20 protein-coding genes are annotated in these 16581 nt (G+C 74.2%); 14 read left to right on the forward strand and 6 right to left on the reverse strand.

The genetic code is table 11. The features are described 5' to 3' along the window. Window positions 1-4 precede the first annotated feature (4 nt). Genes priA through hisF form a run of 3 tightly spaced genes read left to right on the forward strand, consistent with a single transcriptional unit; the run spans window position 5 to window position 1883 of the window. Window positions 5-730 (forward strand): bifunctional 1-(5-phosphoribosyl)-5-((5-phosphoribosylamino)methylideneamino)imidazole-4-carboxamide isomerase/phosphoribosylanthranilate isomerase PriA, encoded by a 726-nt coding sequence (priA, locus tag ELQ39_RS24025; RefSeq protein ID WP_225627021.1) that lies wholly within the window; start codon window positions 5-7, stop codon window positions 728-730. Then, window positions 727-1131, forward strand: a complete 405-nt coding sequence (locus ELQ39_RS24030) for a Rid family hydrolase (protein ID WP_190000083.1) — start codon at window positions 727-729, stop codon at window positions 1129-1131. Before priA ends, ELQ39_RS24030 begins: the two co-directional genes overlap by 4 nt. Beyond that, window positions 1128-1883 (forward strand): imidazole glycerol phosphate synthase subunit HisF, encoded by a 756-nt coding sequence (gene hisF / locus ELQ39_RS24035; RefSeq protein ID WP_190000082.1) that lies wholly within the window; start codon window positions 1128-1130, stop codon window positions 1881-1883. The genes ELQ39_RS24030 and hisF overlap by 4 nt, the downstream gene beginning before the upstream one ends. A 3-nt stretch (window positions 1884-1886) precedes the next feature. On the opposite strand, the gene ELQ39_RS24040 is transcribed toward hisF, so the two are convergent. Together ELQ39_RS24040 and ELQ39_RS24045 are read right to left on the reverse strand one after the other, a co-directional pair. Continuing rightward, window positions 1887-2285 (reverse strand): VOC family protein, encoded by a 399-nt coding sequence (locus ELQ39_RS24040; protein ID WP_190000081.1) that lies wholly within the window; start codon window positions 2283-2285, stop codon window positions 1887-1889. A 23-nt stretch (window positions 2286-2308) separates the two neighbouring features. Continuing rightward, complete coding sequence (locus tag ELQ39_RS24045; RefSeq protein ID WP_225627022.1) at window positions 2309-2944, reverse strand: TIGR03085 family metal-binding protein; 636 nt, start codon at window positions 2942-2944, stop codon at window positions 2309-2311. Window positions 2945-3028: 84 nt separating this feature from the next. Between ELQ39_RS24045 and hisI the strand changes: the two genes are divergently transcribed. From hisI to lgt, 11 genes are all read left to right on the forward strand, one after another. Further along, entirely contained in the window at window positions 3029-3460 is a 432-nt protein-coding gene (gene hisI / locus ELQ39_RS24050; RefSeq protein WP_225627023.1) for a phosphoribosyl-AMP cyclohydrolase, read from the forward strand. Window positions 3461-3471: 11 nt separating this feature from the next. Next, entirely contained in the window at window positions 3472-4965 is a 1494-nt protein-coding gene (locus ELQ39_RS24055; RefSeq protein WP_225627024.1) for an anthranilate synthase component I, read from the forward strand. A 42-nt stretch (window positions 4966-5007) separates the two neighbouring features. Next, window positions 5008-5649 (forward strand): TIGR02234 family membrane protein, encoded by a 642-nt coding sequence (locus tag ELQ39_RS24060; protein ID WP_242593893.1) that lies wholly within the window; start codon window positions 5008-5010, stop codon window positions 5647-5649. Window positions 5650-5758: 109 nt separating this feature from the next. After that, on the forward strand, window positions 5759-6010 hold the full coding sequence (locus ELQ39_RS24065; protein WP_190000077.1) for an HGxxPAAW family protein: 252 nt from the start codon (window positions 5759-5761) through the stop codon (window positions 6008-6010). A 76-nt stretch (window positions 6011-6086) separates the two neighbouring features. Beyond that, window positions 6087-6521 carry a DUF2752 domain-containing protein gene (locus ELQ39_RS24070; protein WP_242593894.1) on the forward strand — a complete coding sequence of 145 codons (435 nt, stop codon included), beginning with the start codon at window positions 6087-6089 and terminating at the stop codon, window positions 6519-6521. Between the two features lie 119 nt (window positions 6522-6640). After that, entirely contained in the window at window positions 6641-7447 is an 807-nt protein-coding gene (trpC, locus tag ELQ39_RS24075; RefSeq protein ID WP_190000075.1) for an indole-3-glycerol phosphate synthase TrpC, read from the forward strand. Between the two features lie 22 nt (window positions 7448-7469). Next, a complete protein-coding gene (gene trpM, locus ELQ39_RS32740; RefSeq protein ID WP_364174130.1) occupies window positions 7470-7634 on the forward strand; it encodes a tryptophan biosynthesis modulator TrpM in 165 nt (54 codons plus the stop codon). 179 nt (window positions 7635-7813) lie between these two features. Next, a complete protein-coding gene (gene trpB, locus ELQ39_RS24080; RefSeq protein ID WP_242593895.1) occupies window positions 7814-9097 on the forward strand; it encodes a tryptophan synthase subunit beta in 1284 nt (427 codons plus the stop codon). Next, window positions 9094-9909 carry a tryptophan synthase subunit alpha gene (trpA, locus tag ELQ39_RS24085; RefSeq protein WP_225627027.1) on the forward strand — a complete coding sequence of 272 codons (816 nt, stop codon included), beginning with the start codon at window positions 9094-9096 and terminating at the stop codon, window positions 9907-9909. The genes trpB and trpA overlap by 4 nt, the downstream gene beginning before the upstream one ends. Window positions 9910-10012: 103 nt before the next feature. Further along, window positions 10013-10789, forward strand: coding sequence for a thioredoxin domain-containing protein (locus ELQ39_RS24090; protein WP_242593896.1), 777 nt, complete (start codon window positions 10013-10015; stop codon window positions 10787-10789). 85 nt (window positions 10790-10874) lie between these two features. Continuing rightward, on the forward strand, window positions 10875-11900 hold the full coding sequence (gene lgt, locus ELQ39_RS24095; RefSeq protein ID WP_242593897.1) for a prolipoprotein diacylglyceryl transferase: 1026 nt from the start codon (window positions 10875-10877) through the stop codon (window positions 11898-11900). Between the two features lie 67 nt (window positions 11901-11967). Here the strand turns inward: lgt and ELQ39_RS24100 are convergent, their stop codons facing one another. From ELQ39_RS24100 to ELQ39_RS24115, 4 genes are read right to left on the reverse strand one after another with little or no spacing between them, the layout of a single operon-like run. Beyond that, entirely contained in the window at window positions 11968-12798 is an 831-nt protein-coding gene (locus ELQ39_RS24100; protein WP_225627030.1) for an HpcH/HpaI aldolase/citrate lyase family protein, read from the reverse strand. Beyond that, on the reverse strand, window positions 12795-14018 hold the full coding sequence (locus ELQ39_RS24105) for a CaiB/BaiF CoA transferase family protein (protein WP_242593898.1): 1224 nt from the start codon (window positions 14016-14018) through the stop codon (window positions 12795-12797). The genes ELQ39_RS24100 and ELQ39_RS24105 overlap by 4 nt, the downstream gene beginning before the upstream one ends. Continuing rightward, a complete protein-coding gene (locus ELQ39_RS24110; RefSeq protein ID WP_242593899.1) occupies window positions 14015-15391 on the reverse strand; it encodes an ADP-ribosylglycohydrolase family protein in 1377 nt (458 codons plus the stop codon). Before ELQ39_RS24110 ends, ELQ39_RS24105 begins: the two co-directional genes overlap by 4 nt. Next, window positions 15379-16578 (reverse strand): ADP-ribosylglycohydrolase family protein, encoded by a 1200-nt coding sequence (locus ELQ39_RS24115; protein WP_242593900.1) that lies wholly within the window; start codon window positions 16576-16578, stop codon window positions 15379-15381. The genes ELQ39_RS24110 and ELQ39_RS24115 overlap by 13 nt, the downstream gene beginning before the upstream one ends. Between the last annotated feature and the right edge of the window lie 3 nt (window positions 16579-16581).

The raw sequence follows: 16581 nt of genomic DNA on the forward strand, positions 1-16581 counted from the left end.
AGACATGGCCACCCTCGAACTCCTCCCCGCCGTCGACGTCCGCGACGGCCAGGCCGTCCGCCTCGTGCACGGAGAGTCCGGCACCGAGACCTCGTACGGCTCGCCGCTGGAGGCCGCGCTCGCCTGGCAGCGCTCCGGCGCCGAGTGGCTGCACCTGGTCGACCTGGACGCCGCGTTCGGCACCGGCGACAACCGCGAGCTGATCGCGGAGGTCACCAAGGCGATGGACATCAAGGTGGAGCTGTCCGGCGGCATCCGCGACGACGACACCCTCGCCGCCGCCCTCGCCACCGGCTGCACCCGCGTCAACCTCGGCACGGCCGCCCTGGAGACCCCCGAATGGGTCGCCAAGGTCATCGCCGAGCACGGCGACAAGATCGCCGTCGGCCTCGACGTGCGCGGCACCACCCTGCGCGGCCGCGGCTGGACCCGTGACGGCGGCGACCTCTACGAGACGCTGGACCGTCTCAACAAGGAGGGCTGCGCCCGCTACGTCGTCACCGACATCGCCAAGGACGGCACCCTCCAGGGCCCCAACCTGGAGCTGCTGAAGAACGTCTGCGCCGCCACCGACCGCCCGGTCGTCGCCTCCGGCGGGGTGTCCTCGCTGGACGACCTGCGGGCGATCGCCGAGCTGGTCCCGCTGGGCGTCGAGGGCGCCATCGTCGGCAAGGCCCTGTACGCCAAGGCGTTCACCCTGGAAGAGGCCCTGGAGGCTGTGTCCCGATGACATCGGAAGCCGTGCGGCGCGTGCAGAGCGGGAACCCCTGGGAGGAGACCCTCGGCTCCGCGCGCGCCGTGGCGGCCGGCGGCCTCGTCCTGGTCGCGGGCACCACCGCGTTCCGGGGCGACGTGCTGTACGGGGAGGGCGACCCGTACGAACAGGCCAAGGTGGCCTTCACCAACGCGCTGGAGGCGGTCGCCGAGTTCGGGCTCGACGCCGCGTCCGTGATCCGCACCCGCATCCATCTCGCCCACGCGCGGGACGTCGACGCGGCCTGCCGTGCGCACAAGGAGCTGTTCGACGCGGTCCGACCGGTCACCACGCTGCTGGTGGTCGAGGGCTTCGTCGACTCGCGCGTACTGGTGTCAGTGGAACTCGAAGCATTCAGAGGAGCCGTGGATTCATGACCCTGGCGGTCCGAGTCATCCCCTGCCTGGACGTGGACGGCGGCCGGGTCGTCAAGGGCGTCAACTTCCAGAACCTGCGCGACGCGGGCGACCCCGTCGAGATGGCGAAGGTGTACGACGCCGAGGGCGCCGACGAGCTGACGTTCCTGGACATCACCGCGTCCTCCGGCAACCGCGAGACCACCTACGACGTGGTCCGCCGCACCGCCGAGCAGGTGTTCATCCCGCTCACCGTGGGCGGCGGCGTGCGCACCGCCGAGGACGTCGACAAGCTGCTGCGGGCCGGCGCCGACAAGGTCGGTGTGAACACCGCCGCCATCGCCCGGCCCGACCTCATCCGGGAGATCGCCGAGCGGTTCGGCCGCCAGGTGCTCGTCCTCTCGGTCGACGCCCGGCGCACCGAGGGCGGGACCTTCGAGGTCACCACGCACGGCGGCCGCCGCGGCACCGGCATCGACGCCGTCGAGTGGGCGCACCGCGCCGCCGAGCTGGGCGCCGGCGAGATCCTGCTGAACTCCATGGACGCCGACGGCACCAAGGACGGTTACGACCTGGAGATGATCGCCGCCGTGCGCAAGCACGTCACGGTCCCGGTGATCGCCTCCGGCGGCGCCGGCAGGCTCGCCGACTTCCCGCCGGCGGTCGCCGCCGGCGCGGACGCGGTACTGGCCGCCTCGGTGTTCCACTTCGGCGACCTGCGCATCGGCGAGGTCAAGCAGACCCTCAGGGACGCCGGCCACCCGGTGCGGTGAGCCTCAGCCGAGCGGCTGCGTGAGCTGGATCAGATTGCCGACCGTGTCGTCCAGCAGAGCGGTCAGCACCGGGCCCTGCTTCTCCGGCTCCCGCACGAAGTGGACGCCCTCCCCGCGCAGCCGCTCGAACTCCGCGCGCAGGTCGTCCACCGAGAACACGATCGCCGGCAGCCCCGCCTCCCGCACCGAGCGGCGGTAGGGCTCCGCGATCGGCCCGTCGCCCGGCTCGAGCAGCAGCTCCAGCTCGGGCTGGGCGCCCTCGCGCGCCCCCACGGTGACGAACGGCGAGCCCCCGCCCGGGTCCACATGGGTGCGGGTCTCGAAGCCGAGGACACGGGTGTAGAAGGCGTGCGCCTTCGCCACGTCCTCGACGTACACACTCGTCATGGCGACCTTGATCACGAGCCGTGCCTTTCCGGAGCCGGTCAGATGCCGAGCTGCTTGGTGGCGCGCAGCTGGGCGACGGCGTTCTCGTCGCCGTCCAGCTCCACCTTCGCGGCGCCCTGCCGGCCGTACGCGAACACCACCAGCTCGGACGGCTCCCCGGTCACCGTCACCACCGGCGCACCGCGGCGCGCCACCGTCGTCTGCCCGTCCGGACGGCGCAGCACCAGACCGGTCGGCACCCCGCGGCCCATCAGCCGGGCGGAACGCTCCAGCCGTGACCACAGGGCGTCCTGGAACACCGGGTCCAGCTCGCGCGGCGTCCAGTCCGGCTGCGCCCGGCGGACGTCCTCGGCGTGGACGTAGAACTCGATCACGTTCGACATCTCGTCGACCTGCTTGAGCGAGAAGGGGGAGAACCGCGGCGGGCCCGTGCGGATCAGCCGGACCAGCTCGTCGTACGGCTTCGCCAGGAACTCGGCCGTCACCCGCTCCAGACGCGACGCCAGCTGCTTCACCAGCATGCCGCCCGCCGCGTCCGGACGGCGCTCACGCACCACCACGTGCGCGGCCAGGTCCCGGGTGGTCCAGCCCTCGCACAGGGTGGGCGCCTCCGGCCCCGCGGTCTCCAGCAGGTCGGCCAGGAGGAGTCGTTCACGCTTGGCATGGGTCGACATGCCAGCCAGCCTACGGCGGGCCGTCACGTCCGGACAGTGGACGACGGCGCAAGGGGGCCGGGGGCGCGCGGCACAATGGTCCCCATGACCACGCCCGCCCGTCGCCCGGCCGCCGCCCCTCAAGGAGGCGCTGCGCGCCACGGCGCGCCGCCCAGCCGCCTCGACCCGGAGATCGCCGCGCGCCTCAAGCGCACCCCGGACGGACTCCTGCCCGCGATCGCCCAGCAGTACGACACCGGAGAGGTGCTGATGCTGGGCTGGATGGACGACGAGGCGCTGCACCGCACCCTCACCACCGGCCGCTGCACCTACTGGTCGCGCAGCCGCCAGGAGTACTGGGTCAAGGGCGACACCTCGGGCCACTTCCAGTGGGTGAAGTCGGTCGCGCTGGACTGTGACGCCGACACGGTGCTGGTGAAGGTCGACCAGGTGGGCGCCGCATGCCACACCGGCGACCGCACCTGCTTCGACGCCGACGTTCTGGCGGTGGCGGACGCCCCCGCCGAAGATCAGTAAGGTCTGCCGCCATGGACCTCGAGACGTTCCGCAAGCTCGCCGCCGACCGCCGGGTCATCCCGGTCACCCGCAAGCTCCTCGCCGACGGCGACACCCCGGTCGCGCTCTACCGCAAGCTCGCCGCCGAGCGCCCCGGCACCTTCCTGCTGGAGTCCGCCGAGAACGGCAGGTCCTGGTCCCGGTACTCCTTCGTCGGCGTCCGGTCCGCCGCCACCCTCACCGAGCGCGGCGGGCAGGCCCACTGGGAGGGCACCCCGCCCGTCGGCGTGCCCGTCGACGGCGACCCGCTCGCCGCGCTGCGCGCCACCCTCGAGGCCCTGCACACCCCCCGCGACCTCGCCCAGGACCTCGGCCTGCCGCCCTTCACCGGCGGCATGGTCGGCTACCTCGGCTACGACATCGTGCGGCGCCTGGAGAAGATCGGCCCCGGCGAACGGGACGACCTGAGGCTGCCCGAGCTGACCATGCTGCTCACCAGCGACCTCGCCGTCATGGACCACTGGGAGGGCGCCGTCTGGCTGATCGCCAACGCGATCAACCACAACGACCTGGAGACCGGTGTCGACGAGGCCTACGCGGACGCCGTGGCCCGCCTCGACGCCATGGAGGCCGACCTCGCCCGCCCGGTCGCCCAGCCCCCGGCCGTGCTGCCGCCGTCCGAGCTGCCCGAGTACACCGCGCTGTGGGGCGGCCCCGACTACCAGGCGGCCGTGGAGGACGTCAAGGAGCGCATCCGCGCCGGGGAGGCCTTCCAGGTCGTCCCCTCCCAGCGGTTCGAGACGCCCTGCACGGCGAGCGCCCTGGACGTCTACCGGGTGCTGCGCGCCACCAACCCGTCGCCGTACATGTACCTGTTCCGGTTCGACGGCTTCGACGTGGCCGGCTCGTCCCCCGAGGCGCTGGTCAAGGTCGAGGACGGGCAGGCGATGGTGCACCCCATCGCAGGCACCCGGCACCGCGGCGCCACCCCGCAGGAGGACCAGGCGCTCGCCGACGAGCTGCTCGCCGACCCCAAGGAGCGCGCCGAGCACCTGATGCTCGTCGACCTCGGCCGCAACGACCTCGGCCGGGTCTGCGAACCCGGCTCCGTCGAGGTCGTCGACTTCATGTCGATCGAACGCTACTCGCACGTCATGCACATCGTCTCGACGGTCACCGGACGGGTCGCCGCCGACCGCACCGCTTTCGACGTGCTCACCGCCTGCTTCCCGGCCGGCACCCTCTCCGGCGCGCCCAAGCCCCGCGCGATGCGGATCATCGACGAGCTCGAGCCCTCCCGGCGCGGCCTGTACGGCGGCTGCGTCGGCTACCTCGACTTCGCCGGGGACTCCGACACGGCCATCGCCATCCGCACCGCCCTGCTGCGCGACGGCACCGCGTACGTGCAGGCCGGGGCGGGGGTCGTGGCCGACTCCGACCCGGTCGCCGAGGACACCGAGTGCCGCAACAAGGCGGCCGCCGTGCTGCGCGCCGTCCACACCGCGAACCGGCTGGGTGACGGCTGACACAGCCCCCCGGATGCCGCGTGGCCCGGGATCCGGGCCATAGTGGAGGGCGTGACTGCCGTACCCAGCCCCCGTTCCGAGCCCGCCGGCCCCTCCCGGACCGGCCGCACGAGCCTCGCCGCCGCCCTGCTGAGCGGCGCCCTCGGCGCGGCCGTGGCCCTGCTCGCCACCCGGCAGGAGTGGTCGGAGGGCACCGCGACGGTGGCCGGCGGCGCGTTCCCGCTGACCGCCACCGGCAGTGACGTCACCGGTGTGCCCGCCGCCCTGGCCGTCGTCGGGCTCGCCGCCCTGGTCGCCGTCTTCGCCGTGCGCCGTGCCGGGCGGCTCGCCGTCTCCTCCGTGCTCGCCCTCGCCGGGGCCGGCACGGTCGCCGCCGCGCTGCTCGGCGCGTCCGACTCCACCGCCCTCGACGAGAAGGCAGCGCAGGCCTCCGGGGACGCCTCCGCGACCGTCGGCGCCCTCTCCCACACCGCCTGGCCGTACGTCGCCGCCGTCGGCGGGCTGCTGCTGCTGGTGGCCGGACTGCTCGCGCTGCGCTACGGACGCCTGTGGCCCGCCATGTCCGGCCGTTACGAGCGGGGCGGCGCCCCCCGTCCGCGCCGGGTGGCCGCCCCCGCCGACCCGGACCGTCCCGAGGAGCTCTGGAAGGCCCTCGACCGAGGTGAGGACCCCACCGGCGCCTGAGCCGCGCAACCCGCCCACGGCCGACCCCGGCGCACGGCGGTCCGGCGTGTGCGGGACAATGGGGACGAGCGTCCCGCTCACCCACGCACACGGCAACGAGGAGCAAGCAATGGCGGGCAGCAGCCACGGTCACACCCCGGCCGCCTGGACCGGTGTCATCATCGCCTTCATCGGTTTCTGCGCCGCGGGCGCGTTCATGGTGATGGACCAGCCCGTGGGCTTCTGGGCCGGCATGGGCGTCGTCCTCCTCGGCGGCCTAGTCGGCGCCGTCATGCGCTCGATGGGCCTGGGCCAGCCGAAGAGCGACCACCCGGTGCACCGGACCACCGGCGACCGCGAGCCGGCCCGCGCCCAGGGCTGAGCCCCGCGGACCACTCCGTACGGGGGCGGCGGCCGGCCGTGAGCCGGAGCCGCCCCCGCGGTGTGTCCGGGGGACAATGCCTCCCGTGAACGCCCCGAGCCCCCACACGGTCCCCGGCCGGGCGGCCCGGCTGGCCGCCCCCGCCGGCCTGCTCGCCGCCGTGGCCGCGGCCTTCGCCTACGTCGCCGCCGTCGACCCCAACGAACCCGGGCACTACCCGGTCTGCCCGCTGCTCGGCCTCACCGGCCTGTACTGCCCCGGCTGCGGCGGACTGCGCAGCGCCCACGCCGTCGCCCACGGCGACCTGGCCGCCGCCCTCCAGGCCAACGCCCCCGCCGTCCTCGGCTACGCCGCCTTCGCCGTGCTGTGGACCCTCTGGGTGATCCGCGCGGCGCGCGGTCGGCCGATGCGCCTCGACCCGCCGCCCGCGGTGCTGTGGTCGGCGGGCGGGCTGCTGCTGGCCTTCACGGTGCTGCGGAACACGCCGTTCGGCGGCTGGCTGCACCCGTGAACGAGTGGTGATCGTCCAGGTACTGGACGTCGCAACAGCCGGATGCGGGGCATTCGCCCTGCTCCGGATACCATCGCAGGGACCAGCCAAGCCCGACCGTCAGGAAGGGGGCCGCTCGCGTGAGTGTGCTCGACGAGATCATCGACGGAGTCCGTGCCGACCTGGCGGAGCGGCAGGCGCGCGTCAGCCTCGACGAGCTCAAGGAGCGCGCGGCCAAGGCCCCCGCAGCCAAGGACGGCGTGGCCGCCCTGCGCGGTGACGGCGTCAAGGTGATCTGCGAGGTCAAGCGCTCCAGCCCGTCCAAGGGCGCGCTCGCCGCGATCGCCGACCCGGCCGGCCTCGCCGCCGACTACGAGGCGGGCGGCGCCGCCGTCATCTCCGTCCTCACCGAGCAGCGCCGCTTCGGCGGTTCGCTGGCCGACCTGGAGGCCGTCCGCGCCCGGGTGGACATCCCCGTGCTGCGCAAGGACTTCATCGTCACGTCGTACCAGCTCTGGGAGGCCCGCGCGTACGGCGCCGACCTGGCGCTGCTGATCGTGGCCGCCCTGGAGCAGTCCGCCCTGGAGTCGCTCATCGAGCGCGCCGAGTCCATCGGCCTCACCCCGCTGGTCGAGGTGCACGACGAGGACGAGGTGGAGCGGGCGGTCGACGCCGGCGCCAAGGTCATCGGCGTCAACGCGCGCAACCTCAAGACCCTCGAGGTCGACCGCGGCACCTTCGAGCGGGTCGCCCCCGAGATCCCGGCGCACCTCGTGAGGGTCGCCGAGTCCGGCGTGCGCGGTCCGCACGACCTGATCGCCTACGCCAACGCCGGGGCGGACGCCGTCCTGGTCGGCGAGTCCCTGGTGACCGGCAAGGACCCGAAGACGGCGGTCGCCGACCTGGTGGCCGCGGGCGAGCACCCGGCCCTCCGGCACGGCCGCTGAGACCTCGCTAGGCTGACCCCCGATGACGCTCTCCCGACTCGCACGAGGCTGCCGGCCCCGCGGCTGCCGCGCCCCGGCCCGCCGGGTCCACGGCCGCAGGGTCCGTTACGTCATCGGCGACGAACCCGGCCAGGTGAACGGCAGGCGATGGCAGCGGCGCCCCGACAGGGGCGCGGGACTCTGCTGATCCGCGGCTCCGCCGCGTGAGCGCGACACGCCACAACGGATCCGCACGGGCCTGACGACCCCCGCCCCGGAAGGGGCGCGGGGAACCGCGCGCTCAACCACGACGAGCCCGCACGGGCCCGAACACCCCGCCCCCACGGCGCTCAGTGTCGTCCAACACACTCACCGTGAGGTACACGCATGCCCAGCACCTTCTTCATCCCCGACCCGGAGGGCCAAGTCCCCTCCACGGGGGGCTACTTCGGCGCCTTCGGCGGCAAGTTCATCCCCGAGGCCCTCGTCGCCGCCGTCGACGAGGTCGCCGTCGAGTACGACAAGGCCAAGGCCGACCCCGAGTTCGCCCGCGAGCTCGACGACCTCCTGGCGCACTACACGGGCCGTCCCAGCGCCCTCACCGAGGTCCCCCGCTTCGCCGGGCACGCCGGCGGCGCCAGGATCTTCCTCAAGCGCGAGGACCTCAACCACACCGGCTCGCACAAGATCAACAACGTGCTCGGCCAGGCCCTGCTCACCAAGCGCATGGGCAAGACCCGCGTCATCGCCGAGACCGGCGCGGGACAGCACGGCGTGGCCACCGCCACCGCCTGCGCCCTGTTCGGCCTCGAGTGCACGATCTACATGGGCGAGATCGACACCCGGCGCCAGGCCCTGAACGTGGCCCGGATGCGCATGCTCGGCGCCGAGGTCGTGGCCGTGAAGTCCGGCAGCCGCACCCTCAAGGACGCCATCAACGAGGCGTTCCGCGACTGGGTCGCCAACGTCGACCGCACCCACTACCTGTTCGGCACCGTCGCCGGACCGCACCCCTTCCCGGCGATGGTCCGCGACTTCCACCGCGTCATCGGCGTCGAGGCCCGCCGCCAGCTCCTGGAGCAGGCCGGCCGGCTGCCCGACGCCGCGATCGCCTGCGTCGGCGGCGGCTCCAACGCCATCGGCCTGTTCCACGCCTTCATCCCCGACGAGGACGTCCGTCTGATCGGCTGCGAGCCCGCCGGACACGGCATCGAGACCGGCGAGCACGCCGCCACCCTCACCGCCGGCGAGCCCGGCATCCTGCACGGCTCCCGCTCCTACGTCCTCCAGGACGACGAGGGGCAGATCACCGAGCCGTACTCGATCTCCGCGGGCCTTGACTACCCGGGCATCGGCCCCGAGCACGCCTACCTCAAGGACAGCGGCCGCGGCGAGTACCGCGCGGTCACCGACGACGCCGCCATGCAGGCCCTGCGCCTGCTGTCGCGCACCGAGGGCATCATCCCGGCCATCGAGTCCGCGCACGCCCTGGCCGGCGCCCTGGAGGTCGGCAAGGAGCTGGGCAAGGACGGGCTGATCGTCGTCAACCTGTCCGGGCGCGGCGACAAGGACATGGACACCGCGGCCCGCTACTTCGGGCTGTACGACACGGACGCCGAGGTCGAGGAGAACGCCTCCGGCACCGCCGAGATCGAGGGGGACGCCAAGTGAGCGGGAACGTGCGGCTGCTGAGCGACACCCTCGCCGCGGCGAAGGAGGAGGGCCGCGCCGCCCTGATCGCCTACCTCCCGGCCGGGTTCCCGACCGTGGACGGCGGCATCGAGGCGGTCAAGGCGGCGATCGAGGGCGGCGCGGACGTCGTCGAGGTGGGGCTGCCGCACAGCGACCCCGTCCTGGACGGCCCGGTCATCCAGACCGCCGACGACATCGCCCTGCGCGGCGGGGTGCGCATCGCCGACGTGATGCGCACGGTGCGCGAGGCGCACGCGGCCACGGGCGCGCCGATCCTCGTCATGACGTACTGGAACCCGATCGACCGCTACGGCGTGGAGCGGTTCACCGCCGAGCTGGCGGAGGCGGGGGGCGCCGGGTGCATCCTGCCCGACCTGCCGGTCCAGGAGTCCGCGCTGTGGCGCGAGCACGCCGAGAAGCACGGGCTGGCCACGGTCTTCGTGGTCGCGCCCAGCAGCAAGGACGAGCGGCTCGCCGAGATCACCGCGGCCGGCAGCGGCTTCGTCTACGCCGCCTCCCTCATGGGCGTCACCGGCACCCGTGAGTCGGTCAGCTCGCAGGCCGAGGACCTGGTGCGGCGCACCCGCGCCACCACCGACATCCCCGTCTGCGTCGGACTCGGCGTCTCCAACCCGGCGCAGGCCGCGGAGGTCGCCCGGTTCGCCGACGGGGTGATCGTCGGCTCGGCCTTCGTGAAGCGGATGCTGGACGCGCCCGACGACGCCGCGGGCGTCGAGGCGGTCCGCGCCCTCGCCGGTGAGCTGGCCGAGGGGGTGCGCGGGAAGGCGTGACGGCAGCGGCCGGGCCGTCCGCGGCGGGCCGTCGGGGTCCCTCGTACGGGTGGACCTGGGACCGGGGAGGCGCTGGGCGCCTCCCCGGTTCGTTCTGCGGGGTGTGAGCGACAAGAACCGTGAGGGAAAGCGCACCGCCCGGGAGCGGATGGCGGCAGAGCGCGAGAAGCAGAAGACGGCGGAGAAGCGGCGCCGCACCCTGATCGTGGGCGCGAGCGTGGTCTGCGTCCTGGGACTCGCGGCGGTGATCGGCGTCGTCGCGGCCAACTCCGGCGGGGACGACGAGAGCAAGGCGTCCGGCCCGGTGGTGGCGCCCTCGGGGGCCCAGGGCAAGGACGGCCTGGCCGTCCCGGTCGGCAAGGAGGACGCCAAGGCCACCCTCACGGTGTGGGAGGACTTCCGCTGCCCCGCCTGCAAGTCCTTCGAGCAGACCTACCGCTCGACGCTGAACGAGCTGACCGAGGCCGGCAAGCTGAAGGTCGAGTACCACCTGGTCACGCTGATCGACGGGGGCCTCGGCGGCAGCGGCTCGCTGAACGCGGCCAACGCCGCCGCGTGCGCCCAGGACGCGGGGAAGTTCACCGCGTACCACGACGTGCTGTTCGAGAACCAGCCGATGGAGAGCGACGACGCCTTCTCCAGCGACGACAAGCTGTTCGACCTGGCAAGCAAGGTCGACGGGCTCGACACACCCGAGTTCCGCACCTGCGTCGAGGAGGGCACGCACGACGGCTGGGTGGTCAAGTCCAACGAGGCCTTCCAGAAGGGCGGCTTCAGCGGCACCCCGACGGTGCTGTTCGACGGGCAGAACATCTACCAGGACCGTTCCATGACGCCCGAGAAGCTCAGGCAGATGGTCGAGGAGGCCGACAAGTCCTAGGGCCGTGTCCCCAGGGGCCTGTTATGGAGCCGTAGCCGGGCTGCCTGCCGTACGGGCGGCCCGGCACGGTAGCGTCGGTCCTGCCATGGAACTTGCCTACATTCCCAGCCCGTCGAGCGGGGTGCTGTACCTCGGCCCCGTTCCGCTGCGCGGCTACGCGTTCTGCATCATCATCGGCGTCTTCGTTGCCGTCTGGCTCGGCAACAAGCGCTGGATCGCCCGGGGCGGGCGGGCCGGCACGGTGGCGGACATCGCTGTCTGGGCCGTGCCGTTCGGCCTGGTCGGCGGCCGGCTCTACCACGTGATCACGGACTACCAGCTGTACTTCAGCGAGGGCCGTGACTGGGTGGACGCCTTCAAGATCTGGGAGGGCGGCCTCGGTATCTGGGGCGCCATCGCCCTCGGCGCGCTCGGCGCGTGGATCGGCTGCCGCCGCCGCGGCATCCCGCTGCCCGCGTACGCAGACGCCATCGCCCCCGGCATCGCGATCGCCCAGGCCATCGGCCGCTGGGGCAACTGGTTCAACCAGGAGCTGTACGGGCGGGCGACCGATCTGCCGTGGGCGGTCGAGATCACCTCCTCCGCCGACGGCCGGATGCCGGGCACCTACCACCCGACCTTCCTCTACGAGTCGCTGTGGTGCATCGGCGTGGCGCTGCTGGTGATCTGGGCCGACCGGCGCTTCACCCTCGGACACGGCCGCGCCTTCGCGCTGTACGTCGCCGGGTACTGCGCGGGCCGCTTCTGGATCGAGTACATGCGGGTGGACGAGGCCCACCACATCCTCGGCCTGCGGCTGAACAACTGGACGGCCGTCCTGGTCTTCCTGCTGGCGGTGCTCTACATCGTGCTGTCCGCCCGGAAGCGTCCGGGCCGGGAGGCCGTGGTCGAGCCGGGCGCCGGCGACGGCGAGGGCCCGGCGGCCGACGCGGGGCAGACCGACGGCGACGCGGCCGGGAAGGACGCCTCCGCCGAGGACGCGACGACGGAGGACGCCACGGACACCGACGACGCCGGAAAGCCCGGCAAGTCCGAGAAGCCCGACGAGTCCGAAGGGCCCGCGGAGCCGGAGGAGTCCAAGGACGGAGCCGGGTCGGCAAAGAAGGCCTGACCGCCCGCCGTACACACGCCGAGGGCGCCCGGGGACACCCCGGGCGCCCTCGGCGCGTCCGGCCCCGTCACCGCTTGTGCGCCAGCGCCAGCGTCCGGTGCGCCGCCGTCACCACCGCCGCGTCCACGAACGTGCCGTCCGGCAGCGCCTGCGCTCCCTGCGTCGCGGCCGCCGCCTTGAGGACCGTCTCCGCCTGCTCGATCTCCCGCTCCGTGGGCAGATAGGCCCGTTCGATGACCGGGAGCTGGCGCGGATGGATCGCCGCCCTGCCCAGGAAGCCCAGCGCGCGCCCGCGCACGCAGGACGCCTCCAGACCCTCCAGGTCGCGGATGTCCGGGTGCACCGACTGGGCGGGCGGGGCCAGCCCCGCCGCGCGCGCCGCGACCACCACCCGCGCCCGGCACCAGTCAAGACCGGCGTCCTCGCGCACTCCCAGGTCGGCCCGCAGGTCCGCCTCACCGAGCGCGATCCCGCGCAGCGCCGGGTGCGCGGTCGCCACGGCGTGGGCCTGCTCGACGCCCAGCGCGGTCTCCAGCAGCGCGTACAGGGGCGGGGAGCCGCCGCGTGCGGACACGGCCCGGCGGGCTACCCGCACCACGTCGGCCGGGGAGGACACCTTCGGCAGCCGTAGCCCGGACAGGCCCGGCGCGGGGGCCAGGGCCGCCACGTCGGCCGGTCCCCAGGGCCCGGCGAGGGCGTTGACGCGGACGTGCACCGGGACCGGCTGCGGATCGCGCAGCAGCTCGGCGCTGGCCGCGCGGGCGTACGCCTTGCGGTCCGGCGCGACCGCGTCCTCCAGGTCGACCACCACCACGTCCGCACCGGCCGTGAGGGCCTTCGCCACCACGTCGGGGCGGTCGCCGGGGGCGTACAGCCAGGTCAGCGGGACGCTTCTCATACGGCGCCCTCCGCCCGCAGCTCCGCCAGATCGGCCGGGGTGAGGCCCAGCCCGGTCAGCACCTCCTCGGTGTCCGCGCCGTGCGGGCGGCCCGCCCAGCGGATGGCCCCCGGGGTGGCGGAGAGCCGGAACAGCACGTTCTGCATGCGCAGCGGGCCCAGTTCCGGGTCGTCGACCGTGGTGACGGTGGAGAGGGCCTGGTACTGCGGGTCCGCCATGACGTCCCGGACGTCCTGCACCGGGGCGACGGCCGCCTCCGCCTTCTCGAACGCGGCCAGCACGTCGGCGCGGCTGTGCCGGGCGATCCAGCCACCGACCGCCTCGTCCAGCACGTCCGCGTGCCGGGCCCGGCCCTCGCCGGTGGCGAACCAGGGCGCGTCGATCAGGTCGGGGCGGCCCACCAGGACCATCACCCGCTCGGCGACCGACTGGGCCGAGGTGGAGACGGCGACCCAGGTGCCGTCGGCGGTGAGGTAGGTGCCGCGCGGGGCGTTGTTCTGCGACCGGTTGCCGGTGCGCGGCTGGACGTACCCGAGCTGGTCGTACCAGGTGGGGTGGGGGCCGAGGGCCGCGAGGATCGGTTCGATCAGCGCCGTGTCCACGACCTGCCCCTGGCCCGTGCGGTCGCGGGCCGCGAGGGCCGTCATGATCGCGTACGCCGTCGTGAGGCCCGCGACGGAGTCGGCGAGGCCGAACGGCGGCAGGGTCGGCGCCGCGTCCGGTTCGCCGGTGAGCGCGGCGAAGCCGCTCATCGCCTCGGCGAGGGTGCCGAAGCCCGGCCGGTGCGCGTACGGGCCGAACTGGCCGAAGCCCGTGACCCGCGCCAGCACCAGCCGGGGGTTGGCCGCCGACAGCTCGGGCCAGCCCAGGTCCCACTTCTCCAGGGTGCCGGGCCGGAAGTTCTCCACGACCACGTCGGCGGTGCGTACCAGGCGCAGCAGGGTGTCCCGGCCGCCCGGGGTGGACAGGTCGAGGGTGACGGTGCGCTTGTTGCGGCCGAGCACCTTCCACCACAGGCCGACGCCGTCCTTGGAGGGTCCGTGGCCGCGCGAGGGGTCGGGCTTCCTGGGGTGTTCGACCTTGACGACATCGGCGCCGAAGTCGCCGAGCAGGGTGGCCGCGAGGGGACCGGCGAAGAGGGTGGCGAGGTCCAGGACGCGCAGGCCGTCCAGCGGGGGAGCGGCGGGTGGCGCGGCGGGGGCCGGTTCGGGGGGAGTCATGGGCGGGACGCCTCCAGATGGGTGAGACGGGCCAGGGTGTCGAAGCCGGTGCCGTCGAAGTCGCCGACGGAGGTGGCCAGGCGGTTCTTCAGCGGGGCCGTCCAGCGTTCGGGGAGCGCGTGGGGCGAGCCGGCGAGCAGCCCGGCGACGCTGCCGGCGGTGGCGCCGACCGAGTCGGTGTCCCAGCCGCCGGACACCGCGCGGCAGATCGAGGCGGTGAAGTCCCCGTCGGCGTGGGTGAGGGCGGCGGCCAGCAGGGCGGTGTTGGGGACGGCGTGCACCCAGTGGTGGGTGGCCCCGTGCCTCTCGTGCAGCAGGTCGACGACGGTGTCGAAGTCGCGGTGCTCGCGGGCCAGTCCCACGGCGTCGCGCACGGCCCGGGCGAGCCGTGAACGGGGCGGGACGACGGTGAGTCCGGTGCGCAGACAGGCGTGCACGTCCCGCTCGCCGCCCGCCGCGGCCGCGATGACGGCGGCGGTGAACATGGCCGCGTAGACGCCGTTGGCGGTGTGGGTGAGGGTGGCGTCCCGGTACGCCTGCTCGGCCGCGGCGCCCGGGTCCTCGGGGTTGGTCCAGCCGTGCGCGTCGGCGCGGATCAGGGCGCCGATCCACTCGCGGAACGGGTTGCGGTGGCGGGCGGTCAGCGGCGGTTCGAGCCCGCAGAGCAGATTGCGGTAGGCGATCCGCTCGGCGGTGAAGGCGCGGCCCGCGGGCAGCTCGTCGAGCCAGACGCGGGCCACGTCCGCGGTGGTGAAGCGGCGGCCGTGGCGGCGCAGCACCAGCAGGGCGAGCAGGGGGTAGTTGAGGTCGTCGTCCTCGGGCATGCCGTCGATGTTCTCGGCGAGGGAGGTGGCGGCGGAGCGCCGGTTCCAGGGGTGCTCGGCCAGCAGCCCGTCGGGGACGCCCCGGGCGGTGAACCAGCCGCTCAGCGGCCAGTTGCCGGCGGCGCGGGCCAGGGCGCGGATGGCGGCGAGAGGCAGCTTCTCCACCGGTTTGCCCAGCAGACAGCCGGCCGCCCGGCCGAGCCAGGCCGCCTCGAGCCGCGCCTCGAACACGGGCCCGTCCCAGGCGGCCGGGGCGCCGGGCGAGAGGGGCCACTCGGGGCACAGCGCCTGGATCGCTGCAAGGTCGGAGGGCTCGTCGTCGGCGAAGGCGCTGGGCAGCTCGGCCAGCTCGTCCAGCAGGTCGCAGGCCAGCCGCCGGAGGTAGCGGGAGACCGGGCGGGGGGAGGCGCCGGCGGTGAGCGGGGCCGGGGGACCGCCCGCCGCGTGCCAGCGGGCGGCGACCGCCCGTGCCTCCCGGCCGTCCAGCGCGGCCTGGCGCAGTTCGTGGCCGACGAGGTCCTCGGGCTGGACCCAGGTCAGTCGGAGCATCCGGCGCCTCCGAGCCGCGCGAACGCCCGTTCGTGGGCGCGGCGGCGCTCCACGTCCCGGGCGAAGACCTCGCGGGCCACCGCGGTGAGCGTGGCGGCCGGCTCCCACAGGTCGAGCCGGCTGGCCTCCGCGACCGTCTTGGCCCACTCCTCGGGCACCGGGGAGCCGAGCGCGCCGGTCACCGCCCCGGCCATCGTGGCGATGGAGTCGCAGTCACGGCCGTAGTTCACCGCGCCCAGCACGGCATGCCGGAAGTCGCCGCGGGCCGCCACCACCATGCCGAGCGCCACCGGCAGTTCCTCGATCGCGTGCAGCCGGGAGGGACGCCGGGCGCCCAGCGAGGGGGAGCGGTAGTCGGGCCCGACGGTGTCGTACGGGGCGACCGCCTCGCGCAGCGGGCGCAGCGCCGACTCGGCGTCGGGGTGCCGCGACGCCTCCTCGCAGACCTTCTCGACCGCCTCCCGGGTGCCGTCCTTGGCCAGGGACAGACACACGGCGACCACCGAGTCCGGGGTCGCGCCCGGTGCGCAGGCCGCCGCCACGGCCGCCGCGAACACCCCGGCCGCCTCCCTGCCGTACGACGACTGGTGGGCGCCCGCCACGTCCAGGGCCTCGGCGTACGCGGCGGCCGGGTGGGCGGCGTTGACCAGGCCGACGGGGGCCATGTACATCGCGGCGCCGCAGTTGACGATGTTGCCCACGCCCGCCTCGCGCGGGTCGACGTGCCCGTAGTGCAGCCGGGCCGCCAGCCACTTCTCGGCGAGGAAGATCCGGTGCAGCGGGATCGTCTCCGCCTCGAGCTCCGGGATCCAGCGCGGGTTCGTCATCAGGTCCGGGACCAGGTGGTCGGCGATCGCGTAGGCGTCCAGGTGGTCGCGGACCCGCGCGTACACCCGGACCAGCGCGTGGGTCATCAGGGTGTCGTCGGTGACGTGCCCGTCACCCTTGTGGTACGGCGCGACGGGCCGGGCGGTGCGCCAGTCGTCGCCGTGCCACGGGCCGACGATGCCGTGGACACGGCCGCCGTGGCGCTCGGCGATCTGCTCGGGGGAGTACCCCTCGACCGGGCCGCCGAGGGCGTCGCCGACGGCCGCCCCCACCAGCGCCCCGGTGATCCGCTCGTCCAGGGACGCGGTGTTTCCAGCGATTTTAGTGTTTTCGGTTCCTTCGAGGTTTTCACGTGCCATGCC

The sequence above is a fragment of the Streptomyces sp. GB4-14 genome, from assembly GCF_022696125.1.
GTDB lineage: Bacteria > Actinomycetota > Actinomycetes > Streptomycetales > Streptomycetaceae > Streptomyces > Streptomyces werraensis.